Source organism: Nitrospira moscoviensis (genome assembly GCF_001273775.1).
Lineage (GTDB): Bacteria > Nitrospirota > Nitrospiria > Nitrospirales > Nitrospiraceae > Nitrospira_D > Nitrospira_D moscoviensis.
This window is the reverse complement of record NZ_CP011801.1, coordinates 254,501-281,411: the sequence shown is the minus strand read 5'-3', so window position 1 is coordinate 281,411 and position 26,911 is coordinate 254,501. Positions and strand designations below refer to the sequence as shown.

Annotated in this window: 26 protein-coding genes; 15 read left to right on the top strand and 11 right to left on the bottom strand. The window is 62.8% G+C overall.

The window, feature by feature from the left end:
• Positions 1-29: 29 nt before the first annotated feature.
• The 6 genes from mnmG to rpmH all read right to left on the bottom strand — a co-directional run bounded on the left by mnmG (position 30) and on the right by rpmH (position 5,953).
• Positions 30-1,904: a tRNA uridine-5-carboxymethylaminomethyl(34) synthesis enzyme MnmG gene (gene mnmG, locus NITMOv2_RS01280; RefSeq protein ID WP_053378170.1), complete on the bottom strand. Its 1,875-nt coding sequence runs from the start codon at positions 1,902-1,904 to the stop codon at positions 30-32.
• Between the two features lie 7 nt (positions 1,905-1,911).
• Entirely contained in the window at positions 1,912-3,339 is a 1,428-nt protein-coding gene (gene mnmE, locus NITMOv2_RS01275) for a tRNA uridine-5-carboxymethylaminomethyl(34) synthesis GTPase MnmE (RefSeq protein WP_053378169.1), read from the bottom strand.
• Between the two features lie 16 nt (positions 3,340-3,355).
• The gene (gene yidC / locus NITMOv2_RS01270) at positions 3,356-5,047 is read right to left on the bottom strand and encodes a membrane protein insertase YidC (RefSeq protein WP_053378168.1); all 1,692 of its coding nucleotides are present in this window, start codon (positions 5,045-5,047) and stop codon (positions 3,356-3,358) included.
• Positions 5,048-5,079: 32 nt separating this feature from the next.
• Complete coding sequence (gene yidD, locus NITMOv2_RS01265) at positions 5,080-5,289, bottom strand: membrane protein insertion efficiency factor YidD (RefSeq protein WP_053378167.1); 210 nt, start codon at positions 5,287-5,289, stop codon at positions 5,080-5,082.
• Positions 5,289-5,651 carry a ribonuclease P protein component gene (gene rnpA / locus NITMOv2_RS01260; RefSeq protein ID WP_053378166.1) on the bottom strand — a complete coding sequence of 121 codons (363 nt, stop codon included), beginning with the start codon at positions 5,649-5,651 and terminating at the stop codon, positions 5,289-5,291. The genes yidD and rnpA overlap by 1 nt, the downstream gene beginning before the upstream one ends.
• A 164-nt stretch (positions 5,652-5,815) precedes the next feature.
• Entirely contained in the window at positions 5,816-5,953 is a 138-nt protein-coding gene (rpmH, locus tag NITMOv2_RS01255) for a 50S ribosomal protein L34 (protein ID WP_053378165.1), read from the bottom strand.
• Between the two features lie 90 nt (positions 5,954-6,043).
• Between rpmH and NITMOv2_RS23725 the strand changes: the two genes are divergently transcribed.
• From NITMOv2_RS23725 to NITMOv2_RS22390, 13 genes are all read left to right on the top strand, one after another.
• Positions 6,044-6,208 carry a hypothetical protein gene (locus NITMOv2_RS23725; RefSeq protein WP_187299323.1) on the top strand — a complete coding sequence of 55 codons (165 nt, stop codon included), beginning with the start codon at positions 6,044-6,046 and terminating at the stop codon, positions 6,206-6,208.
• 105 nt (positions 6,209-6,313) lie between these two features.
• Entirely contained in the window at positions 6,314-6,559 is a 246-nt protein-coding gene (locus tag NITMOv2_RS01250) for a hypothetical protein (protein WP_053378164.1), read from the top strand.
• A 166-nt stretch (positions 6,560-6,725) separates the two neighbouring features.
• Positions 6,726-7,346 (top strand): hypothetical protein, encoded by a 621-nt coding sequence (locus NITMOv2_RS01245; protein ID WP_053378163.1) that lies wholly within the window; start codon positions 6,726-6,728, stop codon positions 7,344-7,346.
• Between the two features lie 24 nt (positions 7,347-7,370).
• Positions 7,371-8,507: a L,D-transpeptidase family protein gene (locus NITMOv2_RS01240; protein ID WP_053378162.1), complete on the top strand. Its 1,137-nt coding sequence runs from the start codon at positions 7,371-7,373 to the stop codon at positions 8,505-8,507.
• A gap of 9 nt (positions 8,508-8,516) precedes the next feature.
• On the top strand, positions 8,517-9,149 hold the full coding sequence (locus NITMOv2_RS01235) for a L,D-transpeptidase (RefSeq protein ID WP_083447656.1): 633 nt from the start codon (positions 8,517-8,519) through the stop codon (positions 9,147-9,149).
• A gap of 29 nt (positions 9,150-9,178) precedes the next feature.
• On the top strand, positions 9,179-9,826 hold the full coding sequence (locus tag NITMOv2_RS01230; protein ID WP_053378160.1) for a hypothetical protein: 648 nt from the start codon (positions 9,179-9,181) through the stop codon (positions 9,824-9,826).
• 91 nt (positions 9,827-9,917) lie between these two features.
• Complete coding sequence (locus NITMOv2_RS01225) at positions 9,918-11,612, top strand: glucose-6-phosphate isomerase (protein ID WP_083447655.1); 1,695 nt, start codon at positions 9,918-9,920, stop codon at positions 11,610-11,612.
• Position 11,613: 1 nt separating this feature from the next.
• Positions 11,614-12,369, top strand: a complete 756-nt coding sequence (gene pgl / locus NITMOv2_RS01220; protein ID WP_053378159.1) for a 6-phosphogluconolactonase — start codon at positions 11,614-11,616, stop codon at positions 12,367-12,369.
• A 19-nt stretch (positions 12,370-12,388) separates the two neighbouring features.
• On the top strand, positions 12,389-13,456 hold the full coding sequence (gene glk / locus NITMOv2_RS01215; protein WP_053378158.1) for a glucokinase: 1,068 nt from the start codon (positions 12,389-12,391) through the stop codon (positions 13,454-13,456).
• Positions 13,453-14,154, top strand: a complete 702-nt coding sequence (gene rpiA, locus NITMOv2_RS01210; RefSeq protein WP_053378157.1) for a ribose-5-phosphate isomerase RpiA — start codon at positions 13,453-13,455, stop codon at positions 14,152-14,154. The genes glk and rpiA overlap by 4 nt, the downstream gene beginning before the upstream one ends.
• Before the next feature lie 128 nt (positions 14,155-14,282).
• Entirely contained in the window at positions 14,283-16,856 is a 2,574-nt protein-coding gene (locus NITMOv2_RS01205) for a M1 family metallopeptidase (RefSeq protein WP_187299322.1), read from the top strand.
• Positions 16,857-17,270: 414 nt separating this feature from the next.
• On the top strand, positions 17,271-18,299 hold the full coding sequence (locus NITMOv2_RS01200; protein ID WP_238590432.1) for a PQQ-dependent sugar dehydrogenase: 1,029 nt from the start codon (positions 17,271-17,273) through the stop codon (positions 18,297-18,299).
• Positions 18,300-18,409: 110 nt separating this feature from the next.
• On the top strand, positions 18,410-18,913 hold the full coding sequence (locus NITMOv2_RS22390; RefSeq protein ID WP_187299321.1) for a PilZ domain-containing protein: 504 nt from the start codon (positions 18,410-18,412) through the stop codon (positions 18,911-18,913).
• Positions 18,914-18,971: 58 nt separating this feature from the next.
• Here the strand turns inward: NITMOv2_RS22390 and NITMOv2_RS01190 are convergent, their stop codons facing one another.
• Both NITMOv2_RS01190 and NITMOv2_RS01185 read right to left on the bottom strand, forming a co-directional pair.
• Complete coding sequence (locus NITMOv2_RS01190) at positions 18,972-21,653, bottom strand: ABC transporter permease (protein ID WP_053378153.1); 2,682 nt, start codon at positions 21,651-21,653, stop codon at positions 18,972-18,974.
• On the bottom strand, positions 21,650-22,354 hold the full coding sequence (locus NITMOv2_RS01185; protein ID WP_053378152.1) for an ABC transporter ATP-binding protein: 705 nt from the start codon (positions 22,352-22,354) through the stop codon (positions 21,650-21,652). Before NITMOv2_RS01185 ends, NITMOv2_RS01190 begins: the two co-directional genes overlap by 4 nt.
• Before the next feature lie 144 nt (positions 22,355-22,498).
• Here NITMOv2_RS01185 and NITMOv2_RS01180 point away from each other — a divergent pair, with 144 nt between their 5' ends.
• Entirely contained in the window at positions 22,499-23,179 is a 681-nt protein-coding gene (locus tag NITMOv2_RS01180) for an arylesterase (protein ID WP_053378151.1), read from the top strand.
• A gap of 22 nt (positions 23,180-23,201) precedes the next feature.
• Here NITMOv2_RS01180 and NITMOv2_RS23215 read toward each other — a convergent pair whose 3' ends face one another.
• The 3 genes from NITMOv2_RS23215 to NITMOv2_RS01170 form a co-directional block, all read right to left on the bottom strand.
• Positions 23,202-23,393 (bottom strand): hypothetical protein, encoded by a 192-nt coding sequence (locus tag NITMOv2_RS23215; RefSeq protein ID WP_145976127.1) that lies wholly within the window; start codon positions 23,391-23,393, stop codon positions 23,202-23,204.
• A gap of 108 nt (positions 23,394-23,501) precedes the next feature.
• On the bottom strand, positions 23,502-24,410 hold the full coding sequence (locus tag NITMOv2_RS01175) for an SWIM zinc finger family protein (RefSeq protein ID WP_053378150.1): 909 nt from the start codon (positions 24,408-24,410) through the stop codon (positions 23,502-23,504).
• Between the two features lie 106 nt (positions 24,411-24,516).
• The gene (locus NITMOv2_RS01170; RefSeq protein ID WP_053378149.1) at positions 24,517-25,506 is read right to left on the bottom strand and encodes a ChaN family lipoprotein; all 990 of its coding nucleotides are present in this window, start codon (positions 25,504-25,506) and stop codon (positions 24,517-24,519) included.
• A gap of 109 nt (positions 25,507-25,615) precedes the next feature.
• On the opposite strand from NITMOv2_RS01170, the gene NITMOv2_RS01165 reads away from it, so the two are divergent.
• Entirely contained in the window at positions 25,616-26,893 is a 1,278-nt protein-coding gene (locus NITMOv2_RS01165) for a hypothetical protein (protein WP_053378148.1), read from the top strand.
• The last annotated feature ends 18 nt before the right edge of the window (positions 26,894-26,911 follow it).

Here is a 26,911-nt window from a genome sequence, read left to right as displayed (position 1 = left end):
AGAAAAAGATCAATATGGAAGGAATGGTTTTAGGCTCGGCTGCCGGTTTTGAATTTCTCAATCGCGACCATGAGCAGCGAGACCGCCGCTGGCGTGACGCCGGAGATTCTGGACGCCTGACCTAATGTCTCCGGACGGACCTTCTTGAGCTTCTCTCTGACTTCTCGTGAGAATCCTGGTATGCCATCGTAATCCAATGTTGGTGGAATGACTTTTCTATCAAACTTCTTCACTTGCGCGACTTGCTTCAGCTGGCGTCGGATATAGCCATCATACTTGATCTGCAGCTCCACCTCATCAGAAATTTCCTGGTCTTCGACAAACGGCATGTCCAACATCTGCAGAAGATGTTGGTACGTCGCGTCCTGTCGCCTGAGGAGCTGGGCGACAGTCTGAGCGGCAGAGAGGTCATCGAGGAATGTTCCTTTGGTTTGATCCACCATCTGGGGCGTCACACGCGGCTTGGTCTCGTGCAATCGCCGGAGTTCCCGGTCGATGCAATCTTTCTTACGGACGAGCCGGTCATAGGCATCGGCATTCACTAGCCCTAGCCGGTGCCCGATTTCCATGAGCCGAAGGTCGGCATTGCTGTGGCGCAGCAACAGACGATACTCGGCCCGAGACGTAAACATTCGATAGGGCTCCAGCGTATCTTTCGTGATGAGGTCGTCGATCAGTACGCCGATGTAGGCCTGAGAACGATCCAGAACCAGCGGCGCCTCGCCCTTCAATTTAAGCACGGCGTTGATGCCGGCCATCAGCCCTTGCGCCGCGGCTTCTTCGTATCCTGACGTCCCATTAATCTGACCAGCGTGGTACAGACCCTTAATACGCTTGGTCTCCAGCGTGGCGTGAAGCTGACGCGGAGGAAAGTAGTCATATTCGATCGCATAGCCGGGCTTCAGCATCTTGGCCTGTTGTAACCCTGGTATAGTCTTTAATATGGCCGCCTGCACATCGACCGGCAGGCTGGTCGAAATCCCGTTCGGATAAAATTCATCCGTGTGGAGGCCTTCCGGCTCGATAAAAATTTGATGGCGTTCTTTTTCTGCAAATCGAACCACTTTATCTTCGATCGACGGACAGTAACGAGGGCCGATCGAATCGATCACGCCGCTGTATAACGGAGATCGATCTAAATTCTCCCGGATGATCTCGTGCGTCTGCTGATTCGTGTACGTGAGGTGACACGACACTTGCGGCGTGGTGATGCGCTGGGTCCGGTACGAAAACGGCGGTGGTGGATCGTCGCCCGGCTGAGGATCCATGACGGAAAAGTCGATCGTGTGCCGGTCCAGCCTGGGCGGCGTGCCGGTCTTGAGGCGCCCCAGCTCGAACCCGAGGTCCCTCATGCAGTCGGACAAATGCTCCGCGGACACTTCACCCGCGCGGCCGGCGGGAAAATGATTGAGCCCGATATGGATGAGTCCCTTAAGGAATGTACCTGATGTCAGAATCACTGCCCGCGCCGCGATCGCGGCTCCCGATCCGGTGACGATCCCGGACACGCGCTCGCCGGACGTCAGCAGCCGATCCACGACTCCTTCGCCGATCGTGAGACCTGGACAGGCGGCAAGCGTGTCTTGCATCGCGCTGCGGTACCTGGCCTTGTCGCACTGGACCCGCAGCGCCCGGACAGCCGGACCTTTGCTCGTATTGATATAGCGGAATTGGATCCCGGCCCGATCCGTATTCCGGCCCATCTCACCGCCCAGCGCGTCGATCTCCTTGACCAAATGTCCTTTGGCGATGCCGCCCACGGCCGGATTGCAGGACATCTGCGCGATCCGATCTTTCTCCATCGTGAGCAGCAGCGTCTTGGCTCCCATGCGGGCGGCCGCGAGGGCCGCCTCGCAGCCGGCATGGCCGCCTCCGACCACAATGATGTCGAATTCCTGCGCCATTCGATCGTTACTTTCCGATGCAAAACTCCGAAAAAATCCGTTCCAGCACTTCGGTGGAGGTGATCGCGCCGGTGATCTCTCCCAACGCGTCGGCGGCACCCCGCAGATCCACCGCCACACATTCCGGAGCGATCCGTGCCTCGATCGAAGCATAGGCTTGCTGCAGAGATGAAGCCGCCTGTTGTAAAGCCGCTTGATGCCGCACGTTCGTCACCACCACGCTTTCGCGCGATTCCAAGGAGCCGGGCGACAGCAGTGATCGGATGCCTTGTTTGACGTCGTCCAACCCTACACCGGTCACGGCGGACACCGGGATCACCGGAGCGTTCGTCCGATGACGAAGAACCTCGGCCAGCCGGCGCCCGCGTTCTTCTCCGAAGAGATCCATCTTGTTCAACAGCACCAGCCGCCTTCCGGCTACCGCGTCCTCCGGCAACTCCGGCGTCCGGTCCGCTGCCACCTCGGCGGCATCCAGCACCTGTAGGATGATGTCCGCCTCCTCCTGCGCCGCCTTCGCCCGTTGAATGCCTTGCTGCTCCACCTCGTCGGTCGTCTCACGCAACCCGGCTGTGTCGACCAGCGTCACCGGCACACCGTCCAGAACGGTCCCTTCTTCAATGACGTCGCGCGTCGTGCCCGGAATGCTGGTGACAATGGCCCGCTCCTCTTGAAGCAGCCGGTTCAACAGGCTGGATTTCCCGACATTCGGCCGCCCGACGATGACGACCCGCGCCCCCTCCCTCAAGACTCGGCCGCTGCGGCAGGTGGTAAGCATGGCTTCAATGGATGCCGTGGTCTCCTTGAGTGATCGCAGCAACTCGTCGCGGCCGACGAACTCGATCGACTCATCCGCGAAGTCGATACCGGCCTCTACATGAGCCAACAGCGTCAGAAGCCTCGCGCGCAACCGCTCCACTTCACGGCCCAAGTCACCGCGCAACTGCTGTTGCGCCAGCCTCAGTCCTTCATCGGATTTCGCCCGGATCGTATCCAACACCGCCTCGGCTTGGGACAAGTCGATCCGCCCGTTCAAAAATGCCCGTTTGGTGAACTCGCCCGCTCGGGCCAGGCGGGCGCCCGCCGCGATACAGGCGGCACAGACCCGGGCCAGCACGAGCGCGCTGCCATGGCAGTGAAGCTCGACCACATCCTCGGCCGTGTAAGATCGCGGTGCCGCCATATAGACGACCAGTCCTTCGTCCAAAGGAGCAGCCACAGCAGACGGCGAGCTCGACCCCGAGAGGCCGGTCGCACTGATATCGGCGAGATGCAGCGTATGGGATGGGACCGATGCTAACGGGAGACCAGACCGCAGGCGGACGACTTTCTCGGCGATCTGGAGCGCGCCGGCGCCGCTGATACGGACGATCCCCACCCCCCCTTCACCGGGAGGAGTGGCGATGGCGCAAATGGTCTCCTCAGGCGCCTGATCCATAGCGGAACCCGCATCACTACTTTTTGCCGGAACTGTCGGCCTGTTCCGGCGCGGCCGGCTTGTTCCGGAAGATGAATCGGTCGGTCACGACTTGCTGCATGATGGTCAGCGTGTTGTTCGTCAGCCAGTACAGCACCAGCCCGGCGGGAAAGTTGATGAACAGGAAGGTCATGAAGGCCGGCAGCATCAGCATGATCTTCGCTTGCGTCGGGTCCATCGTCGTCGGAGTGATCTTCTGCTGAATCACCATGGTCACGCCCATGATGATGGGCAGCACATAATAGGGGTCCTGCGCGGACAGGTCCTGGATCCACAGCATGAAGGGAGCCTGACGGAGATCGATCGTCATATACAGAATATTGAACAGCGCCACGAACACCGGCATCTGCAGGACCATCGGCAGGCAGCCGCCCACCGGATTGACCTTGTGATCACGATAGAGCTTGATCAATTCCTTGTTCAACCGGTCCCGATCGTCCTTGAACTTTTCCTGCACCGCCACTACTTTCGGCTGAATCATCTGCATCTGTTTCATGGACTTGTAGCTCTTGTATTGCAGCGGGACGAACAGCATTTTGATGCCGATCGTGAGCAGGATGATGGTGAGGCCGTAGTTGTGGGTGAATTCGTTCAAAAACCGCAGAACATAGAAAATCGGCTTGGCGACCGCCTTGACGACGCCCCAGCTGCCGAAGATGAACCAGCCGAAGTCGATCGTATCCTCCAGTCCGATTTGCAGGCTTCGCAGCGTATCGTATTCCTTCGGGCCGGCATACAGTTGCAGATCCACCCTGCCTTCGGACGGCGGCGCCGGCAAGCGCACACTCGTGGAAACCAGCTTGTCTCCCTCTTTCCTTACGTGCACGGTCCCGGTCTGTTTGGGAATCAACACGGAAAGGAAATACTTGTCTTGCAGTCCCGCCCATTCAATATGGCCTTTGCGCTCGGCTTCCTGCTCCGGCGTGTCCTTCTCCACCTTTCCGTCGACCAGAGAAGCCGAGCCGATCAGCCCGATGAATCCGTCGCCCCATTCGACGATGCCGAAATTGGTGCCGAGCACCACCGTCATCGATCCGTCGATGCCTCGCTGCGTCAACGCCACGTCGACGAGATAGCTGTCGGCATGGAAGGTCAGCCGCTTTTCCAGCCGAACTCCGGTCGCACCGCCGTCGTAGCGAAACGTGACGTGGCCGGTCGGATGGGCCGCATCCAGGGCGGCAAAATCTTTCTCCACCGCATAGAGGCCCTCGCGCAATTCCTGCGCGGCCGGGCCGTCGGTGCTAACCGTGAGCGGCGCGGGAAATTTCGTTCCCTGCCGCACCAGTTGAACAGGCTGTTGCCCATCGGACGCGCCCCGGTACTGCTTGAGCTCCCAGCCGGTAAGGACCGCGCCGCGGGTGGTGAACGTCGCGCGATACAGGTTCGTCTCGACTTCGAAGACTTCCACCGCCTCCGGTTTGCCCGCTGGAGGAGGGGCCGGAGTTTGAGCCGCCTGGTCCTCGGCGCGCTCGACGGCCGCTTGAGACGGAGCAGCATCGGTCTTGCTTTGAACCGCCGACGGTGGAGCCTCAGTCGCCGGAGGCGACGCCGGGCTCTCGGTCGTCGTGACCGCCGGCAGCGGGGCAAGCCCCAACTCCTTCAACACAAATTCATAGCCAAAGATAATGGCCAGGGAGAGGACCAGGAAAACGATGACGCGCTTCTCCATATCGGCGATAGATCCTTACAGACGTCTCATGTTCACCGGACCGGATCTTCTCCGCCGGGATGAAAGGGATGACATTTCAGCAACCGCCACACGGCCATCCCGCATCCTCGCAAGACGCCGTATCGACAGACGGCCTCCATGGCGTAGCGGGAGCAGGTCGGCTCGAACCGGCAGGCCGGGCCGAGCAACGGAGAGACGAGGACGCGATAGCCCTGTATGAGAGAGAGACAGAGCCCTCGCATCAGACCGGCCTCGACCGCACCACGCGCATTCTCTGTAGCGTCGCCTCCCATACCTGTTTCATCTCTCCAAAGGGCTGGAGCAGCGCCTCGCGCTTGGGAAAGACCAGCAGCGCCTGCCCCGGGAGCAGGTCCGGCTGCGATTGCCGGATCAGCTCGCGGAACACGCGCTTGGCGCGGTTCCGGCGCACCGCGTTGCCGAACCGTTTTCCGACCACAATACCGGCCCGACTCGGCGCGCCCTCCATCTTATACACCAGCAGATTGAAGAAACTGGTGGACCAGCGCCGTCCGTGGCGCTTCACCAGTTCGATGTCCCGGCTGGCGCGCAAGAAGATGCCCGGTCCTCGCTGCTTCGGCATCATCTCTGATGACAACTCCACACCGGCGCGTTACTCGTGATACCGTTCAGGAAAGCAAGTGGCAGGTACGCACGCGACGGATTCAGGGAGCACGCCTCTATCGAAGAAGCGTGGAGGGGCTGGAGATTACGCCCGGACCGCCCACAGTCAGGCCCACCGCCCGGACCCTAGACAGTCAGCCGCGCCCGACCTTTGGCCCTGCGCCGGGCTAACACTTTCCGTCCGTTCTTGGTACTCATGCGTTTCCGAAAGCCGTGCTCGCGTTTGCGCTTCAGTTTGGACGGCTGCTGATAGGTGAATGACATGACGCTCCTCTTTGGTGATTCATTGCAGCGCGAATTAAGTGTCGCATTATATGAGCCGCTTCCAGAGCTGTCAATTTAGAGAAGACCGGCATGGCTGGCCAACGTAAGGCAAAGATGCGCGATGCACAAGGCAAGCTGCACGGGATTTTTGAGGCGCTTTTGCCCTTGCTGCGCCAGACCGCCACAGAACACCCCACGGCAACCGAGAAAACTTTGGCTAAACATCGGATTAGGTGGTTCTTTTGTCCCGTTTGAGCGCATGGCCCGTGGCACTGCCCTTGCCAGAGAGTAGAGGTTTCGCATCCTGCCGCGGCCTGGCAGCGGCCTACGATATCAACCGTGAAAGGGAGGTCATCAATCATGCCGAAAGTGCTCGTGACTGGATTGGCCCTGATTGTGCTGGCAACGTTCGCGACCGGCACGGTCGCTCGCGCGCAGGAAACCGCCCCGAGCATGCCGCCCCCCGCTCCGGCCGCTCCGCCGACCACCGCTCCGGCCCCTGCTGAGCCCGAGAAGAAAATGGACGGCGAAAAGGAAAAGGAGAAGAAGCACAAGAAGGGCAAGAAAGGCGGCAAGGGTAAGAAGAAGGACAAGAAGAACGGGTAGCCGGAGCCGTCCGGTCGAAGCCGCAGGGTCCGCGAAAAGTCCGGCGGCGCCGGCTGCAGGTTGTGTGAAATGTATCGCGTCCGCCTGTTTTGACCACTAGAATCCGAACGAGGAACAGGGCACGATTCGCGCCGCGACATCCGTCGAGTATGACGAGGAGGAGACTATGAAGCTGACCAGACAGATCCTTGGGCCCGTCGCCCTGGCCGTGGTGTTGGCCGCCGGCTGCGCCAAACCGCCGACGGAGCAGATCGACGCGGCGGAAAAGGCCGTGGCGGAGGCGCGGCAAAGCGGCGCCGCCACCTATACGGCGGATGAATACGCAAAGCTCGAAGGCACCCTCGCCGCGTTGAAGAAGGAAGTCGGCGAGCAGGATGCCAAGTTTGCCTTGTTCCGCGACTACGGCAAAGCCGAGCAATTGGCCGCCTCCATGAAGGCCGACGCCGAGCGCGTGAAAACCGAGGCGGCCAAGAAAAAAGAGGAAGCCAAGGCCGCCGCCCTGCAAGCCCAGCAAGTCGCGCAGGAAGCGGTGAAATCGACGGTCGATTTGGTGGCGCAGGCTCCCGTCGGAAAAGATCGCGCCGCGCTGGAAGCGATCAAGAACGACACCGAGGCGCTCAAGGCGTCGCTGAACCAGGTGCAGATCGCCATCGACAAAGAGGACTATCCGGCCGCCCAAACTCAGGCCAAGGCCATTCACGAGAAGAGCCAAGCCGTGTCGGCGGAGATCCAGCAGGCGCTGGCGAAGGTCGGCAAAGGCAAGCCCGCGCCGGCGAAAAAGAAGTAGGCGCTCCCGCGGCGGACGACCGGTATGAACGTGCGGCCACACATCATCTTCATTTTCTGCATGGGCCTCGGCGCGCTCGCGGCCGCCGGCTGCGTCCAGGCCGTGCCGTCCGATCTGATCGCCGCCGTCGAGTCGATCGATCGGGAGCTGATCGCCGTGCGGGCGCCGGAGGCGGCGCCGGAGGACTACGCACAATTCGTCAAGCAATGGGTATCGCTCAGGGCGCGCGTGCAGGCGGAAGACGATCTCATCCGATGGCCCTGGGAGTCGAACGACCTCGAAGAGGCGCTCCACCGGTTGCAGGAGGAAGGCGGCGCGACGGTGAGCCGGCTGCAGGAACGCCTGCGCGCCCGCCGGCAGCTGGCGGAAGCCAAGCTCCATCGCGTGGAAGAACGGCTGCAGACGATCGCCGCGCAGGTGGACTCGATCGACGGGCGGATCGTGCTGGGCGACAAGCCGGTGCAGACCGATCTCCTGCTCAAGCAGGCACGCGCCTTCTTCGAGCAAGGCGACTATGACCGCTCGATCGACGCGGCGGAGAAGGCCGCCCACGCCGTCGCCGCGCAGACGACCGTGCTCGCGCGCGAGCTGGGCCGCTACGCCGACGATGCCCGCATCAGCCATTGGCAAACGATGGTCAAACGGACGGTGGAATGGTCCCGAACCCATCAGGCGGCCGCCATCGTGGTGAGCAAGGCCGACCGTATGCTCATCCTCTACAAGAACGGTCGCAAAGTGCTAACATACCCTGTCCGGTTGGGATTCAATGGGATCCGGGAAAAGCAATATCAGGGCGACGGGGCCACGCCGGAAGGGCGGTACCATATCACCGCCAAGCGCGGCCCCGGTCACACCCAGTTCTACCGGGCGCTGGCGCTGGATTATCCCAACGCCGACGATCGGCGGCGCTTCGAGTCTGCGAAGCAGGCCGGCCGCATCGCCACCACGAAAAGCATCGGCGGCCAGATCGAAATCCACGGAGTGGACAATGAGCTGATGGCCCAGACGCTGGGCTGCATCATGCTCGAGAATCCGCAGATGGCCGTGCTGTTCGAGCGGGTGTCGCCCGGCACGCCGGTGACGATCGTGGGAGCCTTGACCGGCAACAACTCCGTGGCGCTGGCGTTGGCGCAGCTCGGGCAGCAAAAAGAAGACACGTGAGCGTGCCCTATGCCAAGAGTGCTGCCCTCCCTGTCCGCATTCGTGGTGATCGGGCTCCTGGCCTCGACCGTCCCCGGCAGTAGCCAGGTCTCCACCGAGAGGGATCCGCCCGAGCCTTCCGTTCGGAACGACGCGAACCTGCGTGCCCTGCAAGCCCGCTATCGCAGCCTCTCCAAGCAACTGTCCCAGTTGATGCCACAGCAACCGTATATCCTGGTTGATACGGCCCGGAACCATCTGTACGTAAAGCACCACCAAGACATCATGCTCGACGCGATTGCCTCCACCGGCAGCGGGACCATTCTGGACAAGCCCGGCGATGCCAGCGGGCAATGGGTCTTCGATACGCCGCGAGGCGAGTTTCTCGTCCAGTCGAAACTGACGAATCCGGTCTGGGTGAAACCAGACTGGGCCTTCATCGAAGAGGGCCTGGCGGTGCCGAAGAACCCCGCCGACCGGGTGGAGCAGGGAGTCCTGGGCGAATATGCGCTCGGCTTCGGGAAGGGCTATTTCATTCACGGCACACTCTATACGCGCCTCCTCGGCAAAAACGTGACGCACGGCTGTATCCGATTGAACGACGGCGACCTCAAGAGCGTCTACCAATTGGCGCGGGTCGGGACGCCGATCCTGATTTTCTGACCACGCCGATCCGGCCCAGACACCCCTTCATGAGCCGCTGCGCAACCGTCCTCCTGCTCCTCTCGTTCACGACGCCGGGCTTCGCGGCCGAACCGGAACCGTTTCCCAACCTGCGTTTCGACGATCCGGTCTCGCTCCAGGAAGCCGCCCGCGTGTTGGAAGAAGAGGTCAAGCTGGCGGCCAAGCCGCAGACCTATCTGGTAATCGATCTCGCCGCCGCCTCCGTCCTGATCAAAGGCCGCGGCGTCGTGCTGCATCGACTTCCGATCGAACGATGGTCCTTTGCCGCGGGCGAGGATGCGACGGGCGTGTTTCGCATCGTCGAGCGCCCCCCGGTGGTGCGGCGCAAGATCAATCCGACCGCGACCGTGGAGCAAGAACCGATTTCGCTCGCCGACATGCCGGTGGCTTACGATCTGTCCTGCACGCCGGCGCTGACGCTGGCGGTCGTGCCCAGCGTGGCGCAGCATCCTCTCCAATGGGCCTGGTCCTCGCGCCGAATCTGGTGGCGCTCCTTCATCGAGTGGAGCCGCAGCTTCTTCGGCGACCGCGATCGGCCATCGCCGCCGCACCTCCAGCTGACGCTCTCCGCCGAGGACGCCCGATCCCTCGCCTGGTCGTTGGTGGACGGAATGGCGTTGGTGATCCGTCGCCCCGCCGCTTCCTCACACCCGTAAGGATCCGTGCGCGCTCGTTTGGCGTTGCCTTTTTCCTCCTCCTCTACCTAAGATGACCCGATTGCTTTTGAACGGGTTGTTGAGGACCGCTATGGCGACCCCTACCGGACACACACTTCCCCCCGCCTTTGCCGACGCGATCAGCCCGACTCTCCGGCAACTGAACGAGCAGGACTTGATCAACCGAATTTGGGCCAAAGAGTATCGGGTTTGGAAACCGGAGCCGCGGGAGATTGCCGATCGACTCGGCTGGCTGACCCTTCATGAGCAGATGCCGGAGCGGGTCGATGAGCTCCGCTCGCTGGTCTCGATGGCGAATGAATTGCGCATCCAACATGTCGTGCTGCTCGGTATGGGCGGCAGCAGCCTCGGTCCCGAGGTGCTCCGCACGTCCTTCGGACGACAGAAAGGCGCGCCGCGTCTGTGGGTGCTCGATTCCACCGTACCCGGCTGGGTCAAACAGGTGTCCCACGCGATCGTTCCTGCCAGGACCCTGTTTCTGGTCGCCAGCAAGTCGGGGGGCACGATCGAGGTCCTGTCGCTCTTCGCGCACTTCTGGGACCTGGTCTCCAACGCCAAAGGCAACCACGGCGGCCGGCAGTTTGTCGCGATTACCGATCCCGGGACCGGCCTTGAACGGATGGCGTTGGAGTATGGATTCGGGCAGGTGATCATCAATCCTCCGGACATCGGCGGGCGCTATTCCGTGCTCTCGCTGTTCGGCCTGGTTCCCGCCGCGCTGATGGGTGTGGACGTCGAGCGATTGCTGACCCGCGCCGGTGGGATGGCTCAGCGCTGCCGCAAGGCGGAGTCCGCAGCGAACCCCGGCGCGTATCTCGGCGCGGCGATGGGCGCGCTCGCCAAAGCCGGCCGCGACAAGACGACCATCATGGCGTCGCCGTCCATCGCGACGTTCGGCCTCTGGGCGGAACAACTGTTGGCGGAAAGCACCGGCAAGGAAGGCACCGGCCTGATCCCGGTCGCGCAGGAGCCGCTCGTGGCGCCCCGCCTGTATGGAAGCGATCGCCTCTTTCTCTACCTCCGGCTCAGGGGCGACAAGAACACGGAACTGGATCGTCAGGAGCAGGCCCTGCGCAAAGCCTCCCACCCGGTGCTCCGTTTCGATCTGAATGATCGCTACGACCTGGCCGCGGAGTTCTTTCGCTGGGAATTCGCCACCGCCGTGGCAGGGCATGTCCTCGGCATCCAGCCGTTTGACCAACCGAACGTTCAAGAAAGCAAAGACAACACGAACCGGGTCCTCGCCCAGTTCGAATCGGCCGGCCGCCTGCCGAAACAGTCCCGCTCCTCACCGGCCCAGGCCGCTCAGGAATTGACGGCCCGCGCAGAGCCCGGCATGTATGTGGCCATCCTGGCCTATACGACCCCTTCGCGTTCATTGGAGTCGGCGATCCGCCGGCTGCGCGCGGCGCTCGTCTCATGCCATGGCGCGGCGACCACCTTCGGCTACGGGCCGCGCTACCTCCATTCCACCGGTCAGCTCCATAAGGGCGGACCGAACAGCGGGATCTTTCTTGAGTTGATCGATCGTATGACCCCCGATCTGCCGATTCCCGGAAAACGGTTCTCCTTCGGAACCTTGGCCCGCGCGCAGGCCGCCGGCGATCTGGAATCACTCCGGGCCCACCAGCGTATCGCTGTCTCCGTCGAATTCGGCCGAGACCCGGCAGCGACGGTCTCCGCCCTGTTGGCCGCCTTGACTTCCCCTCGCTCGCACAGCCAGCGGCGCCCGGCGAAGCGCCCGGGCGCCAAGAGCCGCCGCTGACATGTCGATCAAGCCTGAGATCCGCATAGCCGGCGACGGTCAGGCTTGGGCGCATGAGGCCGCGACATTCCTGCGCTCCATCTGCGACCATGCCATCCGAGCGCGCGGGCGAATGCTGATCGCCCTCTCGGGCGGCTCCACGCCGAGAACCCTCTACCGCACCCTCGCACAGCCGGAGTGGAAACGGCGATGTGAGTGGCCGCGCCTGCATTTCCTGTTCGGCGACGAGCGCTGCGTGCCGCCCGATCACCCCGAAAGCAATTTCGGCATGGCGGATCGGGAGCTGTTTCAGCCGATCGGAATTCCTCCCGCCCAGATTTCGCGGATGAAAGGCGAGCTGCCGGAGCCGATGGAGGCGGCCTGGCAGTACGAGGACACCCTGAGGAGCCTGACCGATTGTCGGCCGCCTGACATGCCCGAAATTGATCTCATCCTTCTCGGCTTGGGTGAGGACGGCCATACCGCCTCGCTGTTTCCCGGTACTGAAGCGCTGAACGACCGATCCCATCTCGTCACGGTGGGCCGGGCGCCGGCCGGCATTGCGCTGCGCCTCACGCTCACCCTAGGTGTGATCAACCGGGCGTCTGTGGTACTGTTCCTCGTGACCGGATCCGGCAAGGCCTCGATGGTGCGGAGGGTCGTCGAACCGCAATCCGAGGCCGACCGTGCGTTGCCCGCCGCGAGGGTCTCCCCTGCATCGGGCCGGCTCATATGGATGCTGGATCAGTCCGCCGCCGCACAGTTGCGGACGGCGTAGCGACCGGACAGAACGCGACATGATTCTCGCAGGCGACATCGGCGGCACGAAAACCAACTTGGCTCTGTATGACTGGACCACCGAGCGGGTGGACCCGGTCCGGATGGAAAGTTTTCACAGCGCGGATTACAAATCGCTGGAAGACATTCTGGTGGAGTTTTTGACGCCGCCCAAGCCGCCGACACCCCTGGACGCCATAGATGAAGGCGACGAGGGCGAGAAACCCGACGAGCCGCCGCCTGAACCGGTGAAGCTCACCGCCGCCTGCTTCGGCATCGCGGGGCCGGTCATAGAGAACCGGAGCCGCACGACGAATTTGCCCTGGGTGATCGACGGGTCCTCCATCGCCAAACAGTTCGACATTCCGCTTGTGCAGCTGTTGAACGACTTGGAAGCGACGGCCTACGGCATTCTTTGGCTGCGGCCTGACGAGGTTGAGGTGCTCAATCTGGGCAATCCGCCGAAAAAGCGCCAAGCCTTGGCGCTGATCGCCGCCGGCACCGGACTGGGCGAAGGGATTCTGTTTTGGGACGGCAAGTCGTACCGTCCCATGCCCTCCGAAGGGGGGCATGCGGATTTTGCGCCCAACAATGATTATGAAATCGAGCTGCTCCGGTATCTGCGCGGCCAATATCTCCACGTGAGTTATGAGCGGGTGTTATCCGGTCCGGGCCTGCATGCCATTTACGAATTCATTCGGGACACCAAGAAGAACGAGCCGACGTGGCTGGCGGAAAAGATCAAGGCCGGAATCCCGGCGGCGGAAATTGCCGAAGCCGGGCTGAAAGGACAGGCGGACATCGCGAAGCAGGCGCTCGATCTGTTCGCGTCCATTTACGGAGCGGAGGCCGGGAACCTCGCCTTGAAGGCCTTGTCGCTCGATGGGGTCTATGTCGCTGGCGGCATCGCGCCGAAGCTGATTCAAAAGATGAAGGACGGCACCTTCATGAAGGCCTTTACCAATAAGGGACGGTACAAACGCCTCCTCAGCACCATCCCGGTCAAGGTCGTGATGAACCAAGAGACCGGCCTGCTCGGCGCCGCCTCGGTGGCCGCCGCCTTGGCCGCCTATACACCCGCACCATGACGACCCTCCAAGACCTGGATCAACTCAAGCAGGCCGCGGCGCTGAAGGCGGTGGACTATGTCAAAGACGGGATGGTCATCGGCCTCGGCACCGGCTCGACGGCCAAACACATGGTGATCGCGCTGGGCGAGAAGGTGAAGGCCGGGATGACATTGCGCGGGGTGCCGACGTCGCAGGAAACCGCCGCGTTGGCGCGGCAGTCTGGTATCACGCTGATCGATACCGAGAACCGATGGGACATCGATGTCGCGATCGACGGGGCCGACCAGGTCGATCCGGCGTTCAATCTCATCAAAGGCGGCGGGGGGGCGCTGCTGAAAGAAAAGATCGTCGCCGCCTCGGCCAGGCAGTTCATCGTGCTGGTGGATCATACGAAGCGCGTGCCGGCGCTCGGCGGCACCTTTCCGCTGCCGATCGAAGTCGTGCCGTTCGGCTGGGGCAGCACCGCGCGGGAGATCGAGCGCCTGACCAAGAGTCGCGTCGTGCTCCGGGAACGCCAGGGAAATCCGTTTCGAACCGAAGCGGGGAACCTGATCGTCGACGCCCATATCGACCGCATCGACCGGCCGGAGGAACTGGAGTCGGCGTTGAACCTGATTCCCGGCGTGGTGGAAACCGGTCTCTTCGTCGGCCGCACCGATATCCTGATCGTCGGGACCCCGCAGGGCGTCGACGTGCAGTATGCGCCGCGTCGATGAGCGGGCCGGTCGGCCGGCGGCGGCTGCTCCGATGCCTCGCTCAGTGGGCTTGCGCCTTCCTCGCGGTCCCGCTCGCGCAGCGGCCGACTTCCATACTGGCTGCCGCCGGTCGGCCGAAAGAGGAGGACATGACTTCCGAGAGTGCCATCCCGACCATCGATCCCTATCGCCTGCCCCGCCACGTCGTTCCGCATCGATACGAGCTCCGGCTGGAGCCGGATCTGGCGTCGGCTCGCTTTTCCGGCCTGGTCACCATTAGCCTGACCGTCCATCAGGTCACCGACACGATCTTGCTCAATGCGCTGGATCTCGCCATCTCGTCGGCCACGATCGACCGACCGAACACACAACCGCTTACAGCCACCGTTGAGATGGAGGCCGCCACTCAACGGTGCCGGCTGTCGTTTCCACAGCCGATCGCGCCGGGCGGGTGGCGCCTGCATCTGACGTTCGCCGGGATCCTCAACGACAAGCTGCGCGGGTTTTACCGCAGCACCTATACGGACCTCGCCGGAGCCACCCAGACCATCGCCGCCACACAGTTCGAGGCCACGGACGCGCGCCGGGCCTTTCCCTGCTGGGATGAGCCGGACTTCAAGGCCGTGTTCGCCACGACCTTGGTCATCGACCGGGCGCTGACGGCGGTCTCGAATACTCGCATTGCGTCGGAATCGGTGGAGGGCGGCAAGAAGACCGTGCGCTTCGAAGACACCATGAAGATGTCCACCTATCTTGTCGCGTTCATCGTCGGGCGCATCGAATCGACCGCACCGGTGTTTGTCGGCCCAACGCCGCTGCGGCTCTGGGCCGTTCCCGGGAAGCACGCCTTGACCCGCTTCGGCCTGGACATCGCAGCCGCCTCGCTCAAGTTTTTCGAGGACTATTACGGCATCCCCTATCCGGGCGACAAGCTCGACCTGCTGGCGATTCCCGATTTCGCCTCCGGCGCCATGGAGAATCTCGGCGCGATCACCTTCCGCGAAACCGCCCTGCTGGTCGATGAGCGCACCGGTACGCACGGCGAGCTGGAACGAGTCGCCGATGTCGTCGCGCATGAGAATGCGCACATGTGGTTCGGCGATCTCGTCACCATGTCCTGGTGGAACGGCCTGTGGTTGAACGAAGCCTTCGCCACCTTCATGGAGATGCTGGCCGTGGACGCCTGGAAACCGGAATGGAAACGGTGGGAGACCTTCGCGGTTTCGCGGGCCGCGGCCTTTTCCCTGGATGGGCTGCACAGCACTAGGCCGATCGAGTATCCGGTGCGCGCCCCCAAGGACGCCGAAGCGATGTTCGACGTGCTGACGTATGAAAAAGGCGCTTCGGTGCTGCGCATGTTGGAGCAGCACATCGGCCCCGCCGTCTTTCGCGACGGCGTGCGTGAGTATCTGCGGACCCATGCCTATGGCAACGCCGACACGAAGGACTTGTGGATCGCGCTCGGCAGCGTGGCCCGCCAACCGGTGCCCGAGCTGATGAACGGCTGGATTTTCCAGCCGGGCTTCCCGTTGGTCACGGCGGAGCTGCAGAGCGAGCGGGAACTCCGGCTCTCACAACAGCGCTTCACCTATGTGACGCAAGAGCCGGCGTCCGAGCAACTGTGGCACATTCCGATCCAAATTCGCCTCTCCATCGGCGGTCGCGAGGACTATCGTCGTCTGTTGTTGACCGAGCGCGATGTCACGGTGGCGCTGCCGGCCGGCGTCACGGCCTTGTTCGTCAACGCGGGCGGACAGGGATTCTACCGCGTCCGCCACCGCGCTCCCTTGCTCCGGCAATTGATTGACGGAGGGCTCGCACGATTGGCGCCCATCGAACGGTTCAACCTCGTGAGCGACGCCTGGGCCACGACCGTGGCCGGATTGATGCCGCTCGCCGAATACCTCCACCTCACTGCGCAGTTCAAAGAGGAGCGCGACAAGAACGTCTGGACGGTCTTGCTCGACTCGTTTTCGTTTCTGAATCGGATCATCACGCCGGCCGAGCGCCCGGCCCTCGAAGCCTTCGTCCGCGACCGGGTGGAGCCGGCCGTCAAGGATCTCGGCTGGGATCCCCGTCCCGGCGAATCGGATCTCACCCGCCAATTGCGCGGCGAGCTGCTGGGCGCGCTCGGCAAGCTCGGCAACGATCCGGCCACCCAACGGCAGGCCGTGGACCGCTATCGGCGGTATCGAACTGATCCTGCGTCTGTCGATCCGAACGTCATCCCGGCGTTCGTGAAGATTCTGGCGTACCTGGGTGACGCCGCTCGCTATGAAGAGTTTTCACAGCACTATAAAACGGCGGCCACTCCCCAAGAGGAGCGGCGCTATCTGTTCTCGCTGGCGTCCTTCCGGGATCCGGCGCTCCTCTCGCGCACCCTGTCCCGCACGATCAACGGGGAGATCCGCACGCAGGACGCGCCCTTCATCGTGAGCGCCGTGCTGGGCAACGTCTATGGGCGGGAGCTGGCCTGGACCTTCGTGAAGACCAACTGGGATCAGATGGACCGCCTCTTCCCCAAACAGGGCTTGCGCCGCATGTGCGGCGGGATCGTGGCCCTCGCGACGCCCGCGCTCGAACGGGACGTCCGCGAGTTTTTCGCTTCGCGCCACATCGACCTCGGCGGGAAAACGCTGGAGCAGTATCTGGAACACCTGCGCGTGACCGTCGCCTTCCGCGAGCGCGAGTTGCCCACCCTGAAAGACCGCCTGAAGGTCTGATCCTTTCGTTTGCCCGGCCGTCTTCTCTCTTCCAGCGAAGAACCGCGCCGATCTTCAACGCCTGGGAAGGTCCCTAGTACTCCGCCTCCTACACTGAAGTCATTATCTGGTTTCAGGTAGTCGCGCCTTTATTCCGTTCGATCTGCCAAGGGATTGAACTTGGAAAGCTTTCTGCTTTCCAGGCGCACGGGAATATTCCTTGCGAACGCCTTCGTCATCCTGATCGCGCCTGAGGATGAGCGCACAATGCGAACTGGCTTCATCATAGGCTCCCTCGCCATGGCGGGGATCATGTCGGCCTGCGGCGGAGGAAACGACTCCGCCCCCGCGGGAGGAGAACCGGCGCCTCCGCCCGCCTCGTCAATCAGTGTTCGACTCGAGCCCATCGTCGGCGGCCTCGCGGATCCGGTATTCATGACCTCGGCTCCGGGAGACCACACGCGCCTCTTTCTCGTCGAACAAGGGGGAGCAATTCGAATATTCGATCTGACCAGCGGCGCACTCCTTTCCACGCCGTTCCTCACTATTGCGGGCATCATCATAAGCGGCGGGGAACAAGGGCTGCTCGGGATGGCGTTCGATCCCGACTATGGCACGAACGGGCGGTTCTACGTGCATTACACCGACCTGAACGGCGACATCGTCATCGCCCGATACGAACGAAATCCAAGCAATCCGAATCTCGCCGGCACGACCGGCATCATTCTTCAAACGATTCCTCATCCCTTTACGAACCACAACGGCGGTATGTTGGCCTTTGGCCCGGATGGCTGTCTGTATGCAGGCCCTGGCGATGGCGGCAGTGCGAACGATCCCGATAACCATGCCCAAAATCCATCATCGCGTCTCGGTAAACTGCTTCGGCTCAATCCGCAGACCGGAGGGCCTTGCAGCAACGTGACGCTCAACCCGTTCTTAGCGGGCGGCGCTCCGGAAGTCTGGAGCATCGGGCTGCGGAACCCCTGGCGCTTTTCATTTGACCGCCGGACCGGCGATCTCTACATCGCCGACGTCGGCCAAAGCGCCCGGGAGGAAATCAACGTCGTGCTTCAAGCGCAGGGCGGCGGACGAGGCGTCAATTATGGGTGGCGCTGCATGGAAGGTACCCAGCAGACGTTCAATTTCGACGCGAATTGCGCGCAAGCCACATTGAACGGCCCCGTGCTTGATTACCCCCGTACCGGCGAGGCCTGCGCGATCACGGGCGGCTATGTCTATCGCGGGAGCGCCATCCCCGCACTCGACGGCACGTATTTTTATGCCGATTTCTGCGCCGGCTTCGTGCGAAGTTTCCGCTTTCAGAATGGCCAGGTGCTCGATCAATTTGACTGGCCGACCCTCCGCCCGCCGGGACGGTTCGTCACCAGCTTCGGCGAAGACGCCCAGGGCGAGCTGTATATCCTGACGCAGGGCGGCGGCCTGTGGCGCATTGCGCCGAATTGATGCGCGCGGCCGGCTCGCTCAAGACCGCCCCCTTCTACCTCTCTAGAAGGGTTGCCCCGCCATCCCCCATCCCGGTACCCTCAAGGCGCCGAGCCTTGGGAGGTGCTTGCGTGACCAGCCGCCGCTGCCCGCGCTGCGGGACCATCAAGACGAAACTGGCTCCGCGCAAGACTCTGTCGGATAGCCTCTGTAGCGCCTTCACCATCTATCCCTTCCGTTGTCAGCTGTGCGCGAAACGGTTCCGCACCTTTCTCGGACACCGGGCGAAGCTGCCGCGGCGCGGCTTCGAGCGGGTGTCGGTTTCTTTTCCGGTGTGGATCAAACCACGACCGGCTCCCCCGCTGCATATGGGCCGGGAGGGAGTTCTCGAGAACCTATCCCTTCGTGGGTGTCGCATCCGTGCTGAGACGCCGTTCGCGCTCGGAACACGGGTGGAGTTGGAATTCCAGTACGCCGACACCTCGTTCCCCATCACCATCGATGAGGCAGTCGTCCGATCCATAACGGAGGACGGCATCGGGCTCCGCTTCGTACAGCTACAACGGGCAGACGAGCGGCGCATCAGGCAGATCATCGATCTCTGGCTGCCCGAACAGGCCGAATCTCAACCCTAGTCGTTCTATTCTATTATGGGGGTCGTTCAAAACGGCCGTCCCGCCTTTTCAACGACCCCTACTCGTATCGCAGGACCGCCAACGGAGGTTGCCCCAGTATCCGATATGTACTCAAGAACCCTACGAGCACGGTGAGGGCGATCGTGGCGGAAAAACCGGCCAGGAGAATCATCGGCTGAAGACTCCAGGAAAGATCGAATACGAAGGCCAGCACGCCCCAGGATAGGGCGCTCGCAAGCGCGCACCCGAGCAAGCCCCCCACCGCGCCGAGCAGGGCGTACTCGGCGGCAAACGAACGGGCGATGACGCCCCGCGTGGCCCCCATCGCTTTGAGGATGACGGATTCATAGAGCCGGCGATAGCGCGTGGCCGCCAACGCCGCGGCCATGACCAGAGCGCCGGACAAGACGCAAAACAGCGCGACGGCGCGGATGGCGAGCGACAACCGATCCAGCACAGTCGCAAAGGTCTGGAACACGTCGCCGATATTGATCGCCGTCACATTGGGGAAGGCGGCGACGACCGCCTGTTGCACCGGCACCTCCTGAGCGGGAGGGACGCGCACCGTCGCGACGTACGTGATCGGCGCACCGTCCAGCGAACCGGGCGACAGGATCAAATAAAAGTTCGTCGAAAAGTTGCCCCATTCCACCTTCCGGATGCTGCTGACTGCGGCCGTGATCGCCGTTCCCTGAATATCCAACTCCACCGTGCCGCCGATCCCCAGTCCCAACGCTTTCGCGGCTTCTTCCTCCACCGACACCAGCGGCGTCGAAAACACTTCACCGGGCTTCCACCATGCTCCCTGCACCACCTCGTTGTCTTTCGGCAGGTCGTCCAGAAACGTCAGGACGTATTCGCGCGTGAAGTACCACTTCTTCCGCCGCTCGTCCTTCTCGGCGTCCTGCTCCTTCCGCTCCTCGTCCTCCGTCGCGGCTTCCAGCTTGATCGGATGTCCGTTCACCGCGGACAGCCGGGAACGGACCAGCGGCGTGAGCTGCGGCGCGGAATCATGAGCCAGCTCTCCTATCAGCCGTTCAAAGCCGTCCTTCTGATCGGGCTGAATGTCGATGAAAAAGAACGTCGGCGCATTGGTGGGACGATTTTCCCCCACCTGCAGGAGAAGCGACCGCTCCACGAGCGACACCGTGACCACGACCATCACGCCGATGCCGATCGCCATGGTGATGCCGACCGCCCCGCTCCCCGGCCTGATCACGTTGCCGAGCGCCTGGCGCAGAGTCAGGGCGGCGGGACGCGGGCTTTTCTTCAGCGCCTGCACCACGGCGGAGGCGGAAAGGCGTAAGACGATGACCGCGGCGAGAAACGCGCCGATGAACAAGACTCCGACTTTCCACGACCCCGCCTGCCACATGGACAGTCCGACCAGGCCGATGCCGATGCCGGAAGCCGTCGCCCCTTTCACCCGGTCGATCGTCCTCCATGATCGCCCCCATTGAGAGACCCGATCGGGTTGATCGGAAGCCAACGGCGCCACATCACGGCGAAAGATCATCGCGGGCTTGATTTCGCGGATCGTGAGCAGCGGCCAGAGGGCGAACAGCATCGTGGACAAGAGCCCCAGCGCCATGCCCTTCCCAAGCGGAACCAGCGACGACAGGCCAAGGTCCGCCGTAAACCCAAGCTGCGCCAGCAGATCGGAGGCCAAGAAGCCGGCGATGACCCAGGGCAGCGCCTGCTGGAGCAGAATGCCGATGACCAGACCGGCGGCGCTTCCGATCGAGCCCAATATCAAGGCCTGCAGGGCATAAGCCCAGATCACCGTCGCCGATCCGGCACCGACGGTTTTCAGAATGGCGATGGTGTTCAACTTTTCAAGGATAAAGGCGTGAACGGACGTAGCGACGCCCAGCCCTCCGATGAACAGGGCCGTCAGTCCGATGAGCCCCAAATATCTCGTCAGTTGCTCGAGAAACTGCTTGAGCTGCGGTTGGGCGTCCCGATAGCCCGACACACGGGCCGCCTCGGACGACAACCGCCCGCGTAATTCGTAGACCAGCGGCTCCGGCGCCAAGCCGGACGGGACCTTCAGCAAATACCGCTCCCGAATGCGGCTGCCCACTTGGACCAGCTCCGTCGCGCGGAGCCCTTCCTGTGAGATCAAGACGCGCGGCCCCAGGCTGAAGGCGTTGGCCATCCGATCCGGCTCCGTCCGGACGACGCCGGTGATGGTGACATACGCCTGCCCGATCTTGAGCCCGTCTCCGACGCGGAGTCCCATCCGGATCAACAGAGACTCCTGCACCACCGCGCCGTAACAGGTCTCGGGTGCCGCCGCGCCCTGGCATCCGGCACGAGGCGCGAGCAATTCTTGTAGGCGCCCCTCCGGCTCCACGTTGACGGAGCCATAGAACGGATACTGCGGCTCGACCGCCTTTAATTCGATGATTTGAGTCGGCTGTCCCTGACCCGGTGCCGGCTGGAGTGTTGCCGCCATCGCGACCAGCTCGCTGACATGCGTGGTTTCGACACCGCGCTCCAACAAGGAATCGAGGACGGCCCGGCCGTCGGCACTGATGGGGCGCGACAGCCGAACTTCGAGATCGCCGCCCAACAGCCCTCGGGCTTCTTTGGTCACGGCCCGTTCGACGTGCGCGCCGAAGAGCGACACGCCGACCAAGGCTCCGACGCCCACCGCGATGCACACGAGAAAATAGAGAAAATGCCGCCAGCCGGCCCGCGTTTCCCGCCAGGCCATGGTGAGGACAAACGGGATCACGCGGAGGAGTCTCCCGCATGCGCGCCGATCGGCGGCAGGGAATCGGCCTCGATACGCCCGTCGCGTAAAGACACGACCCGCTCCATCGATCCCGCCAACGCAGGATCATGGGTGACCAGTACCAGCGTCGTGCCGTGATCGCGATGGAGCGAGAGCAGCAGCTCGATCACCTGCGTGCCGGTCGCGGTATCCAGATTCCCCGTCGGCTCATCCGCCAGCAAAATCGGCGGCCGGCAGGCAAAGGCCCGCGCGACGGCCACCCGCTGTTGTTCGCCGCCGGAGAGCTGCACGGGATAATGGTCCATGCGGTCGGCGAGCCCCACGGCCGCCAGCAACTCGGCGGCTCGCGCGCCGGCGTGGGGATCGCCGGCGAGTTCCAGCGGCACCGCCACGTTCTCGCGCGCCGTGAGGGTGGGGATCAGATGGAAGGATTGAAAGATGTAGCCGATGTTCTCACGCCGAAACCGCGCCATGACCGTCTCGGACATGCGGGTAATGTCGACGCCGTCCAATTCGATGGAGCCCGACGTCGGGCGATCGAGCCCGGCCATGAGCCCGAGCAAAGTGGACTTGCCGCTGCCCGACGGCCCGACGATCGCCACCGTTTGTTTCGCCGGAATCGTCACCGTCACATCGTCCAGAATCGTGACGGAACGGCCGGCCGCCTCCAGCACCATCGAGACATGGCTCACCGCAATCATGAATCACTGCTCCTTCCCGTCCCTGTGCGAGGATTGGCTGGTATTATACTAGGAGTCCGTCCGACATTGCCGTTCGCCACAGTAGAAGATCACTGTCCGACAGACTCCTAGACGGAGGCGCGATTCCGAGTGAACCAGCGGCATATGATCTCGACTCGATGGCTCATCGGCCTGTGGTGGTGTCTTCAGGTCGTCCTGCTTCCGCCATGGTCGCAGGCGGACGAGCCGGCGCTCCGCATCGTGGCTTTCGGCGACAGTCTTACGGCGGGACTCGGCGTCGGCCCTCATGAATCTTACCCCGCGCAACTGCAGCAGCGCTTGGACCAGTTGGGGTATCGCGCTCGCGTGATCAACGCGGGCGTGAGCGGCGATACGACCGCCGGCGGCGTGCGCCGGGTGCCGTGGATATTGAACAGCAAACCGGACCTCGTGATTCTGGAACTCGGCGCGAACGACGGCCTGCGAGGCTTGAGTCCGGCCCAGACGAGACAGAACCTCGACCGGATTATGCAACAACTCTCTGCGGCCGGGGTGCAAGTTATTCTGGCGGGCATGAAACTGCCGCCGAATTACGGAGCCGAGTACAGGAACGGCTTCGAGGCGATCTATCCGGCCTTGGCGGCGCGCCATGACGTGCCGTTGATCCCGTTTTTTCTCGAAGGCGTGGCCGCGTCAGCCACCTTGAACCAAGCGGACGGCATTCATCCGACGAAAGAAGGGTACCGGGTGATCGTCAGCCAGATCCTGACGACACTGCAACCCATACTGGATCACCGGAACGGAAGGGTTTCCCCCGCCCAGCCTCAGAGGCCGGGCAGGAGATAAACACACTGGGTGTCCGAGGGAATTAAGACTTTTTCAGAAACGTGTCGTACACGCCGTAGGCCAGGATCAACCCGATCAGCGTATAATACATGCCGGTGATCCCGCTATAGTCGACATGTCCGTCGGCCGCCGGAGCGTTCGCCGACACCTGAGAGGCAGCGATCAGAAACAGCGTCACCGCTATCGCACCAACCTGCGCAAGGACCTTCCTCATGGCACTCCTCCCTATGGCAAAAAAGTGGGCGCATTGTACTGAAGTCCCCCGCGATGGCGCAAGAGGACTCTGACAGGCTTCCGTTGTGAAGAAAACGGCAGGGCCGGGTTATCGGGAGTCGTGGGGCTTGGCGGCCGATTTGAGCGCCTCGGCCACTTCCTTGAAGGACTGCGCGAGCTTATCGAGTTGGGCGCCTTTGCCGAGCAGGTCGCCGGCCACCGCTTTGATCTGGGTATCGTACCGGGCCACCTCACCGGCCAGCTCGCCGACCTTGGCCAACATGCCCTTATACATCGCCACTTCACGTTGCAGATCCTGGGACGCCGCCTGCGCCGCCTTGGCCTCGGCGATCGATGCCTGAAGCTGCTGCGTCAAGCGGCCGACGTAGGCTTCACGATCCCTCATGTCCGCTTCGAGATTGACCTGCACCTCTTCGCTCTCGCGCCGCCGGTCCTCAAGGTTGCGTATGGTCTGAATCCAGGTGGCGACCTCGCCGGGATGCAGCTTGGGAGCCTCGGGGATCGGCGCGCCTTTTTCAATCGCCTTCATGGCCGGTTGAAGCCATTCCACGAACTGCATCACCTCACTTAATTTGACATCAGGCGGAGAGGCCTCGGTCGTGGAAGCTTGGGCGTTGCCGGCCGGATGGGTCTGGGTCGTGGGCTGCGGTTTTGCCTCCCGTGATTCTGGAGGTTTGCGCGACTGACGGGGATGGGCCCACCGGTGGTACTCCAGCAACACCGCGATGGAATGCCGGCACATCGGTTCTTCCGGCAGCGTACAGGAACACTTGGAAATGAGGTGGCCGTCTTTGAGCCGGATGGTTTGTTCGTAGAGACCCGAGTTGCCGATGACGGCGGAAGAAATCTGCGCGTCGTCGGCCTCCACGATACGGACGCGGTTTTCGGTCAGATACTGGTGGCCGATTTGAAAGGCCGAGGGTTCGGATACGCCCTGGATCATCTGCGGATCCAGGAGGCCTAATCGATCGGCGCTGCAGGGTATCTTGTTTCGCATCGGCGGCGCGCTCCGGGCACAACGCGTGCTCCCAGTCTGACGAGCAAGCCCCGTCCTGTCAAGGACAGCCTGGTTTAGCACGGGAACGCGAGGTGGCTTGGCCGGTCTAACGGCAGCGTTGGACCGGCCCCGATCCCGCCGTCGGCGTGAGCCACAGGTAATCGGCGATCGGCTCCTTGAGAAGCTCCCGGATGTCGTCCGTCCGGGTTGGATCATAGGCAGTGAGATAGACGGTCGCTTGACGGATGTCACCGCCCAGACGCCGCGCCACCCGTCTGGGAACGGGAAGGTTGTACTGAATGTGCCCGCCGCCGGTGTAACTCACTACGATGTGGCGGCGTCCGACTGCGTTGCGGCCGGTGTCACGAACCGCCGCCGCCAGCGTTTTCGCCATGCCTTCGTCCCGAACCATCGAGGCTTCATACATGGTCCGATAATCTTCTTCGGCTCCTCCTCCGTGACAGCGGCGAAGCTGATCGAGGATCTTCGCGCGGTAGGCCGGATCATCGACGATTTCTTCCTCGGTCAATCCCCATCGTTTCCAATCGTCTCCGTCGCGGGCTTGGGCCAAGCCGAGCTTCACCACCCGCCGGATGAGCGCCTTGGGAGGGTTCAGCGCCCGCAACGGCAGATGGCGCGCTTGCGCCAACGTCACGAGCGGTTCATAGTTGTCGAACTCACCGCCCCAGTTCGCCTTCCATTGGGCCTGTTCGAGAAACGCGCCCCTGCCGACGCCGGGGTCCGCCAGATAACGATCCACCGCCGGCTGCGCATCCCACGCGAACATTTCCATCCCGAGCACCGGACTGAAACCGTCCGCCAGCAATCCGGACAGCACACCGATGGCCGCCTCAACGTGGTGCCGGTTGTAGTGTTCCTCGCCTATATAAATGATGTCGTACTGTTCCAACTCCTTCAGCAGTTCAGCAGGAGACACCACACGGCCGCTCTTCGTCTCGATCACTTGCCCGGCTTGCCATGGCTCGGCCTGTGAAGCAGTGGAAACGGTATGAATGCCGGGGCTGCAGCCGAGATTCAGAACGAGGATAATGAGCGCCGGCAGTCGCGCCGCAGAAATCCACGATGACACAAGCATGCTCATCTCCTAGCACAGGGCCGCGACGGGCCACAAGCCTTGCCTTGACGATGCCGTGGGCCCGCCACTATCCTGCACTTCGTCGTCATCGCCTGCTTCGGACTCTTTCATGACGTCTTCGCCGGACCCTCTCACCGAATTTCGCCAACTCGTCAGCCGGCGCGCCAAACAGTCGGCGGCCCAGTGGGAAGGGTCCCGGCGTCTCATCCAGGATGATCTGGTTCCTTCCACGCTGGAACGCCTGCGCGTCTGTTCTCAAGAGCACGCGCTGCCCGGGCCCGTCCAAGACCGGTTGCGTCTGGCCCTCGGTCAACAAGCGCACCGCATTCATGATCTCGATGGGGATGCCCTCAAGCAGCTGACCGGCTTGCCGGCGACCAAAGCCGTCCGGGCGCTGTGCGTCTATTTCGAGTTGGTCGAGCATCCGGCGGCCCGCTGGCCGGTGCCGACGATGTCGAGTGACATCGTCGAACGCATTTCGGAGCAGAGTCCCAACCCCTTCGATCTCCTGCTCGGGAGCGAGGTCGCCTCCGTGCTGGATCTCGGCGCGGGCGACTTGTCTTTCGCCGCCGAGTTGACCGATCGTTATCTCCCGCACTTGCAACAAAACAATCGTCCTCTCATCCTGCATTGCATAGACCGTCTCCATCCCTATTCCAAGCTCGGCGGCCCGCTCCATCCGGAAGCGGAACGGCTGCGCTCCTTGCGGGAGCGGCTGGGCCCTTCGTTCGGATTCTTCGGTGATCAAGACATGTTCGCGCTCGATTCCCTGGACGAACAGGGCAAGCTCGCCCCGCGCTATGCGATCGCGGCCTGCTGGGCGCCGGCCACTCCGACCTTCGCCTATGAGCCTTCCCGCTTGTCCGCGGCGACGATCGCCGAGCATTTGAGACGCACCAAGGGGACGTTCCGGCACACCAAAGTGGAGGGCGAAGCGGCGCTGGAAGTGAAGCACGGCGACCGGACGCTCCTGTTTCCTCCCTGGAAATTCGAGATCGTGGGTCCGTTGGCGCTCCTAAATCTCCTCGCGCGGCGCGGCTCCTTGTGCGTCCTCGGCGCAGTGGATGCGCAAGTCTTCTGGGAAACTCTGGCGCAGCTGCTCGACGACGATCGCTATCGACCGTCCGAAACGCCGTTCACGCCGGACAATATCCCGGAGGTCTTCGGCGAGGTCTATCGAAGACTCGACCGGATGCCGATCGGTTCGTCTCTCAACCTGGCGGACGTTAGCTCGATGCGAAAGGCTGTGGGTGTTCCCTCCTTCCGCCACGTTCAAGTACGGCGAGGCCCCACGTTTCCCGACGCGCCTGCCAGCAGCACGGCCCGCAAATTTGCTTCGATGATCGAGGAAACGACCCCCTGGTGTCTGGCGTTGGTCCCATCATAACCACCGGCGACCGCGACA